This window comes from Klebsiella ornithinolytica, from assembly GCF_030505655.1.
Taxonomy (GTDB): domain Bacteria; phylum Pseudomonadota; class Gammaproteobacteria; order Enterobacterales; family Enterobacteriaceae; genus Klebsiella; species Klebsiella ornithinolytica.
The window spans coordinates 2,137,378-2,152,857 of the sequence record NZ_CP130153.1 but is presented as its reverse complement, the minus strand read 5'-3'; the positions used below and the strand labels follow the sequence as shown (position 1 = coordinate 2,152,857).

Genomic DNA, 15,480 nt, shown 5'->3' with positions numbered 1-15,480 from the left:
GCGATGCATTCATTACAACGTAAAGTACTACGCACCATTTGCCCTGACCAGAAAGGACTCATCGCGCGTATCACGAATATTTGTTACAAGCACGAGCTGAATATCGTGCAGAACAACGAGTTTGTCGATCACCGTACCGGTCGCTTCTTTATGCGTACCGAACTGGAAGGTATTTTTAATGATGCCATTCTGCTCGCCGACCTTGATAGCGCGCTGCCGGAAGGCTCTATACGCGAACTGACGCCCGCCGGCCGCCGTCGCGTGGTGATCCTGGTCACCAAAGAAGCGCACTGTCTGGGCGATCTGCTGATGAAAGCCAACTATGGCGGCCTGGATGTTGAGATTGCGGCCGTCATCGGCAATCATGAAACCCTGCGCTCGCTGGTCGAACGTTTTGATATCCCGTTCCAGCTGGTCAGTCACGAAGGGCTGACGCGCGAAGAACACGACAAGCTGATGGGCGATGCCATTGAATCCTACGCGCCGGATTATGTGGTGCTGGCGAAGTATATGCGCGTTCTGACGCCGGAATTCGTTTCCCGTTTCCCGAACCAGATTATCAACATTCATCACTCCTTCCTGCCAGCCTTTATTGGCGCCCGTCCTTATCATCAGGCCTATGAGCGCGGCGTGAAGATCATCGGCGCTACCGCCCACTACGTTAATGACAACCTGGATGAAGGCCCGATCATTATGCAGGATGTTATTCATGTCGATCACACCTATACGGCGGAAGATATGATGCGCGCGGGCCGCGATGTGGAAAAGAATGTGCTGAGCCGCGCGCTGTATCAGGTTCTGGCCCAGCGCGTGTTTGTTTACGGCAACCGAACGATTATTCTTTAATCGATAATGAAATGAACTGGTTAGCATTGCGTCTTTACGCGTAAATTTCAGGCAACCAGTTTAATTTTATCAACGGAAAGCTTTACAGGGGCGCATCATTTGATATGATGCGCCCCGCTTCCCCAGAAGGAAGCAGGCCAGTATTAAGCATTGCCCCGTGGTGGGGTTCCCGAGCGGCCAAAGGGAGCAGACTGTAAATCTGCCGTCATCGACTTCGAAGGTTCGAATCCTTCCCCCACCACCATTATTCACCACAGCAACGTGGTAACCCCGGTAGGCCTTAGCGAGGTTTGCACTTATCGGGAAGGGTGAGGCGCGAAGCGATAAATAATCCTTCAACCACCATCAAAAGTATTACGCTCAAGTAGTTCATACCCCTGGCGGGGTTCCCGAGCGGCCAAAGGGAGCAGACTGTAAATCTGCCGTCATCGACTTCGAAGGTTCGAATCCTTCCCCCGCCACCATCACTTTCCTGCGACTTCTTCGTTATACCCATCTCGTTTGCACTATATTCTGCCCGTATGGGAATTAGCTCCGCATCAAGCGAAACGGTTAACACATTGATGCTGCTATTCAGGTGACATTACATCGGCGGCAGACGGCGGGTTACCGGCGAGCTTTTTACTATCGAGGTATTACACTGGGCATGCTCGGCCAGACCATCCAGCAGGGTATCAAGCTGCGCAATATCCCGCACCACCAGGCGCATCACAAAGCAATCCTCGCCCGTGACCTTGTCACATTCAATGCATTCTGGCATTGCCTGGATATATTTATCGACCTTCTGCAGCAAGCCCGGTAGCGGTCTGACGCGAACCAGCGCCTGTAGGGTATAACCGAGCGCCGCAAGGTTAACCCGGGCGCCGTATCCCTGAATCACCCCGCGCTCCTCCAGTCGCTTCACCCGCTCTGCGGTACTGGGTGACGTCAATCCCACCCGCGCGCTCAACACCTTGAGCGATATACGCGCATCTTCTGCCAGACAGGCCAGAATGGCGCGATCGATATTATCAATTAAGTGTTCCATTCGTTTTACCTGATAAATAAAAGCAATACTCGTCTTTTACCTTAGATCATGCATGTCAACCTGTCAGCAGATTAACGACAATATCGGCATCATCACGGAGGTAGAAAAATGGCACATACAGTAACGGGCGTCTGGCAAATGAGTCTGGCGATGATCATTTCGGGTTCGATCGGCGCCTTCGTTTTACTCTCCGGCTTGCCGGTTATCGATGTGGTCTTCTGGCGTTGCCTGACTGGCGCCCTGACCTTACTGGGGTTTATCTCTTTCAGCCGACAGCCGTTCAGCCAGCTCACGCGGCTAACGCTACTGCTGGCGATCCTCGGTGGCATCGCGCTGGTCATTAACTGGCTGCTGCTGTTTGCCGCTTACGCCCGAATTTCGATTGGCATGGCTACCGTGGTGTATAACACTCAGCCGTTTATGCTGGTACTGATGGGAATGCTGACAGGCGAGCGGGTGACGCTGATTAAATGGGGCTGGCTAACGTTGGCTTTTTTCGGCGTGGTCGTCCTGCTCTCCAGCGAGCTGATGCAGGCTCATGGTAGCCAGCTGGCTACGGGTATTGCGCTGGCCCTTGGCGCCGCCTTTTTCTACGCCTTGACTGCGATGATCGCCCGCAAGCTGCGTCCGCTTCCGCCTCAGCATATAGCCTTTATTCAGGTTATCGTCGGGACAATCATGCTGCTACCGCTGGTTCACGCCCCCGATTTCACCGCCGCGTTCCCCTGGCATTACCTGCTGATTCTGGGCATTGTGCATACCGGCATTATGTACCAGCTGCTCTATAGCGCGATTCAGAAACTGCCGACGCCCATAACCGGTACGCTCTCCTTTATCTATCCGCTTGTGGCGATGGTTGTCGATTATCTGCTCTTCCATCATGCGCTGACGCCGGTGCAGTTGGTCGGAGGCCTGCTGATTCTGTTTGCGGCGGCGGGAAATAATCTCGGCTGGGGCGACAGGCTGGCGTCTGGCCACAAAAAACCCCGCCAGAGCGGGGTATAATTCTGCCGGACCGGGCGATCAGCGGCGGGCGCGGACTATCTGATATCTGCGCGTCAGGTATTCTACCGGCACGCTCCAGATATGTACCAGACGGGAGAACGGGAACAGCAGGAACAGCGTCATCCCCAGCACCAGGTGCATACGGAAAATAAAGGCGACGCCGTCCAGGTGTGCGGACGCCCCGCCGTGGAACGTCACCACGGACTGTGCCCAGTTCACCAGCTTCATCATTTCGCTGCCATCCATATGCTGGGCGGAGAACGGAATAGTCAGCAGGCCCAGCGCACACTGGAGAATCAGCACGGAGAGCACCAGAATATCGGCACCGGTCGTGGTTGCCCGTACGCGCGGGCTGAACAGACGACGTTTCAGCAACAGCACGCCCCCCACCAGACACATCACGCCGGAGGCGCCGCCGGCAAACATCGCCATTTTCTGCTTCACTTCCAGCGGCAGCCACGCTTCATACATCCAGTGCGGCGTCAGCATCCCAAGGAAGTGTCCGGCGAAAATCCCCAGAATCCCGATGTGGAACAGGTTAGACGCCAGATTCATCCCTTTGCGATCCAGCATCTGACTGGAGGCGGCGCGCCAGGTGTACTGTCCGTAATCGTAGCGCAGCCAGCTCCCAATCAGGAACACCGCTCCGGCAATGTAGGGATAGATGTCAAAGAAGAACATATTCAGGAAGTGCATTATTGCTGTCCTCCGTTAGAGATATTCAAATATTGCGGGGCCACGGCTCCGGCAAAACGACGCTGGTGAGCGGCGATATCGGACTCACCGCAGCCTTGATCGGCAAAGAATTTCACCTGTTCTTCTTCCCAGACGGCATCCAGCGCCTGCGGCGTATCGTCACGCGCTTCATCAGCGATTTTTTCCGCAACTTTCGCTTCATCTAGCGCACTGTTTGCCAGCTTCAGCAGCTGTTCAAACAGAACGGCATAGCGGCTTTCACGCTGCTGCAGACGCGCGCAAAGCAGCGCCAGAATCGGCGCGATATCCTGCAGACCGCCAATGGCTTCGCTCTCCGGCAGCTGCGCGAGATATTCCAGATACAGCGGCAGATGATCGGGCAGCTCGCGGCTGTCGAGCACCAGACCGTGCTGCTCATACTGGTTCAGCAGATCGACCATCGCCTGCCCGCGGTCGCGAGATTCGCCGTGCACGTGCTCAAACAGCAGCAGCGAGGTTGCGCGCCCCCGGTCAAACAGTTCGCTGTAGGCGGCCTGGGCATCCAGCAGATCCTGCGCGGTTAAATCACGCAGGAAGACGCCCAGGGCCTGGGCATCCGCTTTTTCCAGTTTCTCTGACGTAGCCAGAACGTCGAAGAGTTCATTTTGATGCTGCCATAAGTCCGCATCCGGGTACTCAAGCAGACGTGAAACAACCACGAGTTCGATCATGCGTGCGGCTCCGTTTTGCTGGTCACATCCACGGCATCGATGCGGCGGCTGTTGAACAGGTTGAAGGACGAATCAGACCCGTGACAGCCGTCACCGAAGCTAAAGCCACAGCCGTTTTTCTCCGGGAAGGCTTCGCGCGCCAGCTCACGATGGCTGCTCGGCACCACGAAACGGTCTTCGTAGTTGGCAATCGCCAGATAGCGGTACATCTCCTGCGCCTGCGCTTCGGTCAGCCCGACCTCTTCCAGCGCCCGCGTATCGATAACCCCATCGACGGTTTCCGTACGTTTGAAGTGACGCATCGCCAGCATGCGTTTCAGCGCCAGCAGCACCGGCTGGGTATCGCCTGCGGTCAGCAGGTTGGCCAGATACTGGACCGGGATCCGCAGGCTTTCGACATCCGGCAGGATGCCGTTGCTGCCCAGTTCCCCCGCATCGGCGGCGGACTGGATCGGCGACAGAGGCGGCACATACCAGACCATCGGCAGCGTGCGATATTCCGGGTGCAGCGGCAGAGCCAGCTTCCAGTCCATCGCCATTTTATAGACCGGCGATTTTTGCGCCGCATCAATGACGCTCAGCGGAATGCCGTCTTTCTGCGCCTGCTCAATCACTTTCGGATCGTGCGGATCGAGGAACACGTCCAGCTGACGCTGGTACAGGTCTTTCTCGTTCTCGGTGCTGGCCGCCTGCTCAATCGCATCCGCGTCGTACAGCAGCACGCCAAGGTAACGAATACGCCCGACGCACGTCTCAGAGCAGACCGTCGGCTGACCCGCTTCAATACGCGGGTAGCAGAAGATACATTTCTCGGATTTGCCGCTCTTCCAGTTGAAGTAGATCTTCTTGTACGGGCAGCCGGTAATACACATCCGCCAGCCGCGGCATTTGTCCTGATCGATCAGCACAATGCCGTCTTCTTCACGTTTGTAGATAGCGCCGCTCGGGCACGTTGCCACGCACGCCGGGTTGAGGCAGTGCTCGCACAGGCGCGGCAGATACATCATGAAGGTGTTTTCGAACTGGCCGTACATCGCTTTCTGCATGTTCTCGAAGTTTTTGTCTTTCGACAGCTTCTCGAACTCACCGCCCAGATCGTCTTCCCAGTTCGGGCCTTTCTCGATCTTGTCCATCCGCTGACCGGTAATCAGCGAGCGCGGGCGCGCGATGGGCTGCGCCTTGCTGTCTGCCGGCGCGTTGTGCAGCGTCTGGTAGTCAAAATCAAACGGCTCGTAGTAATCGTCCAGACCCGGCAGATGCGGGTTAGCAAATATTTTACCCAGCAGCAGCGCTTTGTTACCCATGCGCGGCACCAGCTTGCCGTTGATCTTACGGATCCAGCCGCCCTTCCATTTTTCCTGATCTTCCCAGTTGGTCGGGAAGCCGGTACCGGGCTTGGTTTCAACGTTGTTGAACCACGCGTACTCGGTTCCTTCACGGCTGGTCCAGACGTTTTTGCAGGTCACTGAGCAGGTATGACAGCCGATGCATTTATCGAGATTCAGCACCATGCCGACTTGTGAACGAATTTTCATTTTACGCTCTCCTGTACCTGGTCATTGCCTTCGCCATCCAGCCAGTTAATGTTCTTCATCTTACGGACTACTACGAACTCATCGCGGTTAGAACCGACGGTGCCATAGTAGTTAAAGCCATATGCCAGGTGCGCATAGCCACCGATCATATGGGTCGGTTTCGGCGTAATACGCGTCACCGAGTTATGAATACCGCCGCGCTGCCCGGTAATTTCTGACCCCGGCAGGTTTACGATACGTTCCTGCGCGTGGTACATCATGGTCATCCCGGCCGGCACACGCTGGCTCACTACCGCTCGTGCGGTCAGCGCGCCGTTGTTGTTGAAAACTTCAATCCAGTCGTTGTCTTCAACCCCAATCTCTTTGGCATCTTCTTCGCTCATCCAGACGACCGGCCCACCGCGACCTAAAGTCAACATCAGCAGGTTGTCGCTGTAGGTGGAGTGAATGCCCCATTTCTGGTGCGGCGTGAGGAAGTTCAGCGCCTTCTCCGGGTTGCCGTTGGACTTCTCTCCCATCACCGATTTCACCGAGCGGGTGTCGATCGGCGGACGGTACACCAGCAGGCTTTCACCGAAGTCGCGCATCCACTGATGATCCTGATAGAGGGACTGGCGACCAGAAAGCGTACGCCACGGAATCAGCTCATGAACGTTGGTATAACCGGCGTTGTAGGAGACATGCTCGTCTTCCAGGCCAGACCAGGTCGGGCTGGAGATAATCTTGCGCGGCTGCGCCTGAATATCACGGAAGCGGATCTTCTCGTCTTCTTTGTTGAGCGCCAGGTGAGTATGGTCGCGACCGGTAAATTCGCTCAGCGCCGCCCAGGCTTTCACCGCCACCTGGCCATTGGTTTCCGGCGCCAGCGTGAGGATCATTTCTGCCGCGTCAATCGCCGTATCCAGCATCGGCTGGCCTTTTGCCGGGCCGTCCGCCTTGGTGTAGTTGAGCTTACGCAGCAGGTCCATTTCGCTCTGGGTGTTCCAGGCGATACCTTTGCCCCCGTTACCGATTTTCTCCATCAGCGGACCGATAGAGGTGAAGCGTTCATAGGTTGCCGGGTAGTCGCGCTCAACCGGAATGATATGCGGCGCGGTTTTACCGGGAATCAGGTCGCACTCGCCTTTTTTCCAGTCCTTGACGTCCAGCGGCTGCGCCAGTTCGGCGGCGGAGTCGTGCTGAATAGGCAGCGTAACCACGTCGGTTTCTTTACCCAGATGACCGACGCAGACTTCGGAGAATTTCCTCGCGATGCCTTTGTAGATTTCCCAATCGCTTTTCGATTCCCAGGCCGGGTCGACGGCGGCAGACAGCGGGTGAATAAACGGATGCATATCCGAGGTATTCATGTCGTCTTTTTCGTACCAGGTGGCGGTCGGCAGCACGATGTCAGAATAGAGACAGGTGCTCGACAGACGGAAGTCCAGCGTCACCACCAGATCCAGTTTGCCGTCGAGGCCGTTATCTCGCCACTCCACCTCTTCCGGCTTCACGCCGCCCTGCTTGCCCAGATCCAGCCCCTGAATACCGTGCTCGGTACCCAGCAGGTACTTCAGCATGTACTCGTGGCCTTTACCGGAGGAGCCCAGCAGGTTGGAACGCCAGATAAACAGGTTGCGCGGATGGTTTTTGCCGTTTTCCGGCTGCTCCGCCGCAAAGCGAATCGAGCCTTCTTTCAGGGATTTAACGGTGTAATCCACCGCGCTCATGCCAGCTTTTTTCGCCGCATCGGCAATGCGCAGCGGGTTGGTGCCCAGCTGAGGCGCCGACGGTAACCAGCCCATGCGTTCCGCGCGTACGTTGAAGTCCAGCATGTGGCCGCTGTAGCGCGACTTGTCCGCCAGCGGCGACAGCAGCTCCTGCGCGGTGACGGTTTCATAACGCCACTGGCTGGAGTGGTTATAGAAGTAAGAGGTGCTGTTCATGTGACGCGCCGGACGCTGCCAGTCGAGTGCAAACGCCAGCGGCTGCCAGCCGGTCTGCGGACGCAGTTTTTCCTGGCCCACGTAGTGCGCCCAACCGCCGCCGCTCTGGCCGACGCAGCCGCAGAAGACCAGCATGTTGATCAGACCACGATAATTCATATCGAGGTGGTACCAGTGGTTCAGACCGGCACCGACAATGATCATCGAACGACCGTGGGTCTTATCGGCGTTATCGGCAAATTCACGCGCGGTACGAATGATGTGCGCGCGGGAGACGCCGGTAATTTTTTCAGCCCACGCCGGGGTATACGCTTTAAGATCGTCGTAGCTGGTTGCGCAGTTTTCATCGTTGAGGCCGCGATCCAGACCGTAGTTGGCCATGGTGAGATCGTAGACGGTAGTCACCAGCGCGGTGGTGCCATCCGCCAGCTGCAGGCGTTTCACCGGCAGCTTGTGCAGCAGAATGTTTTCCAGTTCAACGCTGGCGAAGTGTTCGGTGCCGTCACCGCCGAAGTACGGGAAGCCAACCTGCGCCACATCGTCGTGGCTGCCGAGCAGGCTCAGGCGCAGTTCAACCTCTTCGCCGGTGGTACCGTTACGCTGCTCAAGGTTCCATTTCCCTTTTTCACCCCAGCGATAGCCGATAGAGCCGTTCGGCGCCATCATTTCACCTTTTTCATCAAAGGCGACGGTTTTCCATTCCGGATGTTCTTCCTGGCCCAGACCATCCACCAGGTCGGCCGCGCGCAGCATGCGGCCCGCGGCGTAATAGCCGTCTCGCTCTTCCAGCATCACCAACATCGGCATATCGCTGTAACGGCGAACGTAGTCGGTGAAATACTGGCTCGGTTTATCGAGGTGGAATTCGCGGAGCATGACGTGGCCCATCGCCAGCGCCATCGCCGCATCGGTGCCCTGCTTCGGCGCCAGCCACAGGTCGCACAGCTTGGCGATCTCGGCGTAGTCCGGAGTAATCGCCACGGTCTTGGTGCCTTTATAGCGAACTTCGGTGAAGAAGTGCGCGTCCGGCGTACGGGTCTGCGGTACGTTGGAGCCCCAGGCGATAATGTAGCTGGAGTTATACCAGTCGGCTGATTCAGGGACGTCGGTCTGCTCGCCCCAGGTCTGCGGGGAGGCCGGCGGCAGATCGCAGTACCAGTCATAGAAGCTGAGACAGGTGCCGCCAATCAGCGACAGATAGCGCGCGCCGGAGGCATAGGAGACCATCGACATCGCCGGGATTGGCGAGAAGCCGGCCACGCGGTCCGGGCCGTAGGTTTTGACGGTGTAGACGTTAGAAGCCGCGATCAGCTCATTCACTTCCTGCCAGGAGGAACGAACGAAACCGCCGCGCCCACGCGCCTGTTTGAAGCTTTTGGCTTTATCGGCGTCTTCAATAATGGATGCCCAGGCATGCACCGGATCTGAATGCTGCGCTTTCGCTTCGCGCCACATTTTCATCAGCCGTTTGCGCATCAGCGGATACTTCAGACGGTTGGCGCTGTAGAGATACCAGGAGTAGCTGGCGCCACGCGGGCAGCCGCGAGGCTCGTGGTTTGGCATATCCGGGCGAGTACGCGGATAGTCGGTCTGCTGGGTTTCCCAGGTGACGAGACCGTTTTTAACGTAAATCTTCCAGCTGCATGAGCCGGTGCAGTTTACCCCGTGAGTGGAGCGCACAATTTTGTCATGCTGCCAGCGCTGGCGGTATCCATCCTCCCAGTCCCGGTTGGTTTTTAGAAGCTGGCCATGCCCATCGGCAAAGGTTTCACCCTTCTGTTTGAAGTAGCGAAACCGGTCCAGGAATTTACTCATCGGGTTTCTCCTGTTTGGAGCCTGACGGCTCTCTGATAAATCGACATTGCTGGATTTGCAGCGAAGGTAACGCTATGAAAGAGGGAGAGAATTGATAACGATCAATGCGATAGGGCTTATAAATAGCCCCTCAAGCGACAAATACCTCCGAAGTGGTAGCATTTTCTATTTTTATCTTTATGTTTTTTAAGGAATTTAATGAAAAATGAGCGATTGTTGTACGCCTGTGGCGTGCGCCAGGGTATTAAGGGGTAGATACCCCTGTCGGCGGGTTGAATTCAGTCCTGACGACATAAAAAAGGGGCGCAATATACATTGCGCCCCGTGAGCAAACAGAGATGGCTTAAGACTTCTGCTTACGACCGTAAACCGCCCAGGTAATCAGAACGCAGGCGACATAGAAGACGAAAAAGATCTTCATGGCGCCAGCCGGAGAACCGGTTAGTTCCAGAGAAATACCAAACGCTTTCGGGATAAAGAACCCGCCGATAGCGCCGATGGCAGAGATAAAGCCCAGCGCTGCCGCCGTATCCGTTGCGGCTTCACGCATCGCCTGCTCTTCATTACCGCCCTGCGCTTTTACGCGTTCCATCGTCATTTTACGGAAGATAACCGAAATCATCTGGAAGGTAGACGCGCTGCCCAGACCGGCGGTCAGGAACAGCACCATAAACACGCCGAAGAAGGCAATGAAGCTGCCGCCGACGCCATTCGTTGGCAGCGTCAGGAACAGCAGGCCGCTGAAGATAGCCATCACCACAAAGTTCACCAGCGTGACGCGGGTACCGCCCAGACGGTCAGAGATAGCCCCGCCCATCGAACGCGCCAGCGCGCCGATAAACGGCCCGAAGAAGGCAAAGTGCAGAATCTGAACATCCGGGAACTGGGTTTTCGACAGCATCGCAAAGCCCGCCGAGAAGCCGATGAATGAGCCAAAAGTGGCCAGATAGAGCAGCGCCATAACCCACAGATGGGCGCGCTTCAGTACCGGCAGCTGCTCGCTCAACGATGCCTTCGACGCCGACAGATCGTTCATAAAGAACCACGCCGCCAGGGTGAAGATAATCAGGAACGGCACCCAGATCCACGCCGCGTTTTCCAGATACAGCATGGAACCGTCCGGCTGCTCGCTGCCCGTACCGCCAAAGACGGCGAAAATAGACAGTGAAACCACCAGCGGGGCAACCAGCTGCATCACGCTGACGCCCATATTGCCAAGGCCGCCGTTAAGACCGAGGGCGCCGCCCTGCTTCTGTTTCGGGAAGAAGAAGCTGATGTTGGCCATGCTGGAAGCAAAGTTCGCCCCGGCAAAACCGCAAAGCAGAGAGATGATCACAAAGACGCTGAACGGCGTAGAGGTATCCTGCACCGCGAAGCCCAGCCACACGCAGGGGACGATCATGATCCCGGTACTGAAGGCGGTCCAGCGACGGCCACCAAACAGCGGAACCATAAAGGCATAGGGAACACGCAATAACGCCCCGGAGAGCGCCGGCAGCGCGGTCAACATAAACAGCTGGTCGGTCGAGAACTGGAAGCCGACCTTATTCAGATTGACCGCCACCGCGCTGAACAACATCCAGACGCAAAACGCCAGCAGCAGACAGGGAACGGAGATCCACAAATTCCGGCTTGCAACGCGGTGGCCGCGCTGCTGCCAGAACTCGGGATCTTCAGGACGCCAGTCGGTGATGACTGAAGTACTGGCCTTCTCCGGTAGGGAAGATTGACTCATAAATACCTCTGATTATTCATATATCCTGCCGCTACCTTAGGGGTTACAGAGGGCGGTAAGTTGATATAAATCAAAGGAAAAGTGGTCATTAAATTGCTTAAAAAAAACCCATCACCCGAAGTGAGTAGCCATTTTCGCTAAAAAAAGTGTGGTTTTTCACATGGCTGCCGGGTTTAAGCCATCGTCTCCCGCAAACCTACCCACCACCGACAATTAAGGGGTAATCCCTTATAGGTATGGGTATACTCCATGGGATATCCGAGAATAGACGCCACTCCCGGATGGTTTGCCGGTCAGGAGCCACGCACGCTATGTTAAAACGTCTTTTTACCCCGCTTACGTTAGTGAATCAACTGGCGTTAATCGTGCTGCTATCGACAGCGATTGGCGTCGCAGGAATCGGTATCTCTGCCCGTCTGGTACACGGCGTACAGGGCAGCGCACACGCGATCAATAAAGCCGGTTCGCTGAGAATGCAAAGCTATCGTCTGCTGGCGGCAATCCCGCTCACCGAGGGCGATAGCAAGCTGCTCGACGACATGAACGCCACCGTCTTCAGCGAAGAGCTGCAGAATGCCGCCCTCAGAGACGGCCAGGATAGCCAGCTTAAAGCGCTACAGCAGTACTGGCAGCTGGAACTGGCGCCGGGGATGAAACATGCGCAGAATCAGGCTACCGTCGCCACGGACGTCGCCAGCTTTGTCGACCGGATAGACCACCTGGTCACCTCTTTTGATCACACCACCGAGCAGCGCATCCGCTACGTCGTCTGGCTGCAGCGGGTGATGGCTATCGGCATGGCGCTGCTGTTTCTGTTCACTATCGTCTGGCTGCGGGCCCGTCTGCTGCGCCCGTGGAAACAGCTGCTGGCCATGGCCCGGGCGGTCAGCCATCGTGATTTTACCCAACGCGTCCATATCAGCGGCCGCAATGAGATGGCCAGCCTCGGTATGGCGCTTAACAACATGTCAAAAGAGCTGGCGGAAAGCTATTCGGTACTCGAACGACGAGTACAGGAAAAAACCGCCGGCCTGGAGCAGAAAAATGAAATCCTCGCCTTTTTGTGGCAGGCCAACCGTCGTCTGCACTCCAGCGCCCCGCTTTGTGAACGTATTTCACCGGTGCTCAACGGCCTGCAGGGGCTGACGCTGCTGCGTGATATTGAGGTGCGGGTGTACGACTTCGAAGATGAGGACAATCATCAGGAGTTCGCCTGTCACTCAGACTTAGAGTGCGATGACAAAGGCTGCTATTTATGTCCGCGCGATCTGCCGCCGCTGCCGGATGCCGGCACCACGCTGAAATGGCGGCTGTCCGATGCCCACAACCAGTACGGGATCCTGCTGGCGACGTTGCCCGTAGGCCGTCACCTGAGTCACGATCAGCAGCAGCTGGTCGATACGTTAGTCGAGCAGCTAACCTCCACGCTGGCGCTCGACAGACACCAGGAGCATCAGCAGCAGCTGATCGTGATGGAGGAGCGCGCCACCATCGCCCGCGAGCTGCACGACTCCATCGCCCAATCGCTCTCCTGTATGAAAATGCAGGTCAGCTGTTTACAAATGCAGGGCGAAAACCTGCCGGAAGAGAGCCGCCAGCTGCTGGGCCAGATTCGCAATGAGCTGAATACGTCGTGGGCACAGCTGCGTGAACTGCTGACGACCTTCCGCCTGCAATTAACCGAACCAGGACTGCGCCCGGCGCTGGAGTCCAGCTGCCAGGAGTATAGCGCCCATTTTGGCTTTACCGTCCAGCTTGATTACCAGCTACCGCCGCGCTTTGTCCCGTCTCATCAGGCTATTCACGTCCTGCAAATCGCTCGTGAGGCGCTGAGCAATGCGCTGAAGCACGCGCAGGCGACCGAAGTGACCGTGACCGTTTCGCTACGGGACAACCAGGTACGGCTGGTGGTTGCAGACAACGGCCGCGGCGTGCCCGATCAGGCGGAACGAAGCAACCATTACGGCTTAATTATCATGCGGGATCGCGCCCAGAGTTTGCGCGGAGACTGTCAGGTTCGTCGCCGGGAAAACGGCGGTACCGAAGTGGTCGTCACTTTTATCCCGGAAAAATCGTTTTCAATCCAATAAGGAGAACCCTATGAGTCAACAGGAACGGGCCACCATCCTTCTCATTGACGATCATCCGATGCTGCGCACCGGCGTCAAACAGCTGGTCAGTATGGCCAGCGATATTCAGGTTATTGGCGAGGCCAGCAACGGTGAACAAGGTATCGCCCTCGCGGAGACGCTGGACCCCGATCTGATCCTGCTGGATCTCAACATGCCCGGCATGAACGGTCTGGAAACCCTCGATAAGCTGCGTGAAAAGTCGCTCTCCGGCCGAATCGTGGTATTCAGCGTCTCTAACCACGAAGAAGATGTGGTCACCGCCCTCAAACGCGGCGCTGACGGCTACCTGCTGAAAGACATGGAGCCAGAAGATCTCTTAAAAGCGTTGCAGCAGGCCGCGGCAGGCGAGATGGTCCTCAGCGAAGCGCTCACGCCGGTGCTGGCAGCCAGCCTGCGCGCCAACCGCGCCACCTCAGACCGCGATATCAGCCAGCTGACGCCGCGCGAGCGGGATATTCTCAAGCTCATCGCCCAGGGGCTGCCGAACAAAATGATCGCCCGTCGTCTGGAGATAACCGAGAGTACCGTGAAGGTGCACGTTAAGCATATGCTGAAGAAAATGAAGCTGAAATCACGTGTTGAAGCGGCGGTATGGGTACACCAGGAGCGGATTTTCTAAGGAGTATCCCGCCAGGTGACGCCGTCGGCCGAGAATTTGACCAGCGGCTCGGTCAGCGCCAGCGCGATCTCATTGGATGAAACGCGCTGACCCGTTTTGTCTTCCACGACCACCGACAGATGCCACAGATTGGTCGCTCCCGGCTCGCTGTTCCAGGCCGGAAGAATCACGCTCCAGCCGTCCGGGCTGCGGGTATCCACGGGAGACGTTAAGCTCAGCGACTGCGTATCGCCTTGCCATTTCAGCGACTTTATCCCATGCAGGCTACGAATTTGCAGCTTCAGCTGAACCGTCTCCCCCGGCTGTAAATCCCACGGCGGCGTCGCCAGGTAGACCGACAGCGATTTACGCTGACGATACTCGACCACCGGTAAATGATCGCGCTCCGGGCTGTCGTAACGACTGCCGCGCAAGGAGCGGCTGACCGCCACCTCATCGGCCGCCAGCTGCTGTTTAAGCGGCACGCCAAAACGGTAGTTCAGATTCAGTCCGACGTTGTTTTGACTGAGCCCGCTTTCGCCCTGCTTATGTTTTGCGGTCATAGTCACTAACGGCACGGGGGTATAGTTCAGCCCCACCGACACCGCCACCGGGTTACGGTAGCCGGTACCGGAATGGAACAGGTCGACGCTATCGCCAAAGTACTGCTCGACGCTGACGCTGGTATTAATATGCTGATAGAACGGTAGCCGCGCCTGGGCGGTGACATCGTAGCCGCTTGCCATCCGCTGTTCCTGAGTCAGGCTTTCGCCCTGCTGCCAGCTCCCGACGGGATGGTAATAGTTGGCCGACAGGCGCAAATATTCGCCCCAGGCTTCGGCACCAACGCTGCCTCGCGCCATGTTTTCACCGAGCACTTTGTCGTAGAACGAGTTATAGCCCAGCAGCCAGTCGCCCGTTCGCCAGCGCTGTCCCAGACCGATGTTCCCCACCAGATCGTTTTCCCGCCGGGTGACGGAATACTGATTCCAGGTCAGGTAATCGCCGTTATCCTGCAGCGGGATAAACCAGCTGCCCTGACTGCCGGTGAAGTTGCCTTCTTTATCCACCCGCAGATCGACATTGGCGTTGCCCCACGGCGAGAGCCAGTTTTCCAGCTGATGACTCAGCTCATTGCCAAGCTTGCCGATGGCCATCATTCGCGCCTGTTCGCCGGTCGTCAGGCCATTATCGCTCATGCTGGCCTCACCAAACTTTTTCGCGACTTCGGCAAAATGGCGGGCGTCGTCATCCACCTGCGGCGCAATCCCCAGATCCGGCAGCGCCGCCTGTTTTTCACTGAACGCCGTATTTCCCTGCAGAGCACAAGCAGGAACGCCTGCCAGCAGCAGGAGTATTGAAAGGAGTGGGGTCACGCGGTACGACACAGGCATTAAATCGGTTACATTGGCTCACGTAGGATAATGACAGCCTTTAAGTTTACCGTTTTTTTCCC

Annotated in this window: 11 protein-coding genes and 2 tRNA genes; 6 read left to right on the top strand and 7 right to left on the bottom strand. The window is 56.9% G+C overall.

Annotation, left to right across the window (positions count from 1 at the left end; translation table 11 throughout):
* Positions 1–3: 3 nt before the first annotated feature.
* From purU to Q1L34_RS10020, 3 genes are all read left to right on the top strand, one after another.
* Complete coding sequence (gene purU / locus Q1L34_RS10030; RefSeq protein WP_004863432.1) at positions 4–846, top strand: formyltetrahydrofolate deformylase; 843 nt, start codon at positions 4–6, stop codon at positions 844–846.
* Positions 847–1,005: 159 nt separating this feature from the next.
* Positions 1,006–1,090: transfer RNA gene (locus Q1L34_RS10025), tRNA-Tyr, on the top strand.
* Positions 1,091–1,225: 135 nt separating this feature from the next.
* Positions 1,226–1,310, top strand: a tRNA-Tyr gene (locus Q1L34_RS10020).
* A 119-nt stretch (positions 1,311–1,429) separates the two neighbouring features.
* On the opposite strand, the gene Q1L34_RS10015 is transcribed toward Q1L34_RS10020, so the two are convergent.
* Positions 1,430–1,873, bottom strand: a complete 444-nt coding sequence (locus Q1L34_RS10015) for an Lrp/AsnC family transcriptional regulator (protein WP_004863438.1) — start codon at positions 1,871–1,873, stop codon at positions 1,430–1,432.
* Positions 1,874–1,981: 108 nt separating this feature from the next.
* On the opposite strand from Q1L34_RS10015, the gene Q1L34_RS10010 reads away from it, so the two are divergent.
* Positions 1,982–2,878: a DMT family transporter gene (locus Q1L34_RS10010; protein ID WP_327204487.1), complete on the top strand. Its 897-nt coding sequence runs from the start codon at positions 1,982–1,984 to the stop codon at positions 2,876–2,878.
* An 18-nt stretch (positions 2,879–2,896) separates the two neighbouring features.
* On the opposite strand, the gene narI is transcribed toward Q1L34_RS10010, so the two are convergent.
* The 5 genes from narI to Q1L34_RS09985 form a co-directional block, all read right to left on the bottom strand.
* Positions 2,897–3,574, bottom strand: coding sequence for a respiratory nitrate reductase subunit gamma (gene narI / locus Q1L34_RS10005; RefSeq protein ID WP_004863445.1), 678 nt, complete (start codon positions 3,572–3,574; stop codon positions 2,897–2,899).
* Positions 3,574–4,284 carry a nitrate reductase molybdenum cofactor assembly chaperone gene (gene narJ / locus Q1L34_RS10000; protein ID WP_004863449.1) on the bottom strand — a complete coding sequence of 237 codons (711 nt, stop codon included), beginning with the start codon at positions 4,282–4,284 and terminating at the stop codon, positions 3,574–3,576. The genes narI and narJ overlap by 1 nt, the downstream gene beginning before the upstream one ends.
* Entirely contained in the window at positions 4,281–5,819 is a 1,539-nt protein-coding gene (gene narH / locus Q1L34_RS09995) for a nitrate reductase subunit beta (RefSeq protein WP_015584094.1), read from the bottom strand. Before narH ends, narJ begins: the two co-directional genes overlap by 4 nt.
* The gene (locus Q1L34_RS09990; protein ID WP_032717155.1) at positions 5,816–9,559 is read right to left on the bottom strand and encodes a nitrate reductase subunit alpha; all 3,744 of its coding nucleotides are present in this window, start codon (positions 9,557–9,559) and stop codon (positions 5,816–5,818) included. The genes narH and Q1L34_RS09990 overlap by 4 nt, the downstream gene beginning before the upstream one ends.
* Before the next feature lie 343 nt (positions 9,560–9,902).
* Entirely contained in the window at positions 9,903–11,294 is a 1,392-nt protein-coding gene (locus tag Q1L34_RS09985; RefSeq protein WP_004863461.1) for a NarK family nitrate/nitrite MFS transporter, read from the bottom strand.
* 311 nt (positions 11,295–11,605) lie between these two features.
* On the opposite strand from Q1L34_RS09985, the gene narX reads away from it, so the two are divergent.
* Both narX and narL read left to right on the top strand, forming a co-directional pair.
* Complete coding sequence (gene narX, locus Q1L34_RS09980; protein WP_004863464.1) at positions 11,606–13,384, top strand: nitrate/nitrite two-component system sensor histidine kinase NarX; 1,779 nt, start codon at positions 11,606–11,608, stop codon at positions 13,382–13,384.
* A 10-nt stretch (positions 13,385–13,394) separates the two neighbouring features.
* Entirely contained in the window at positions 13,395–14,045 is a 651-nt protein-coding gene (gene narL / locus Q1L34_RS09975) for a two-component system response regulator NarL (protein WP_004863467.1), read from the top strand.
* Here narL and Q1L34_RS09970 read toward each other — a convergent pair.
* A complete protein-coding gene (locus Q1L34_RS09970) occupies positions 14,042–15,418 on the bottom strand; it encodes a YchO/YchP family invasin (protein ID WP_327204486.1) in 1,377 nt (458 codons plus the stop codon). The two genes, narL and Q1L34_RS09970, sit on opposite strands and share 4 nt — an antisense overlap.
* Between the last annotated feature and the right edge of the window lie 62 nt (positions 15,419–15,480).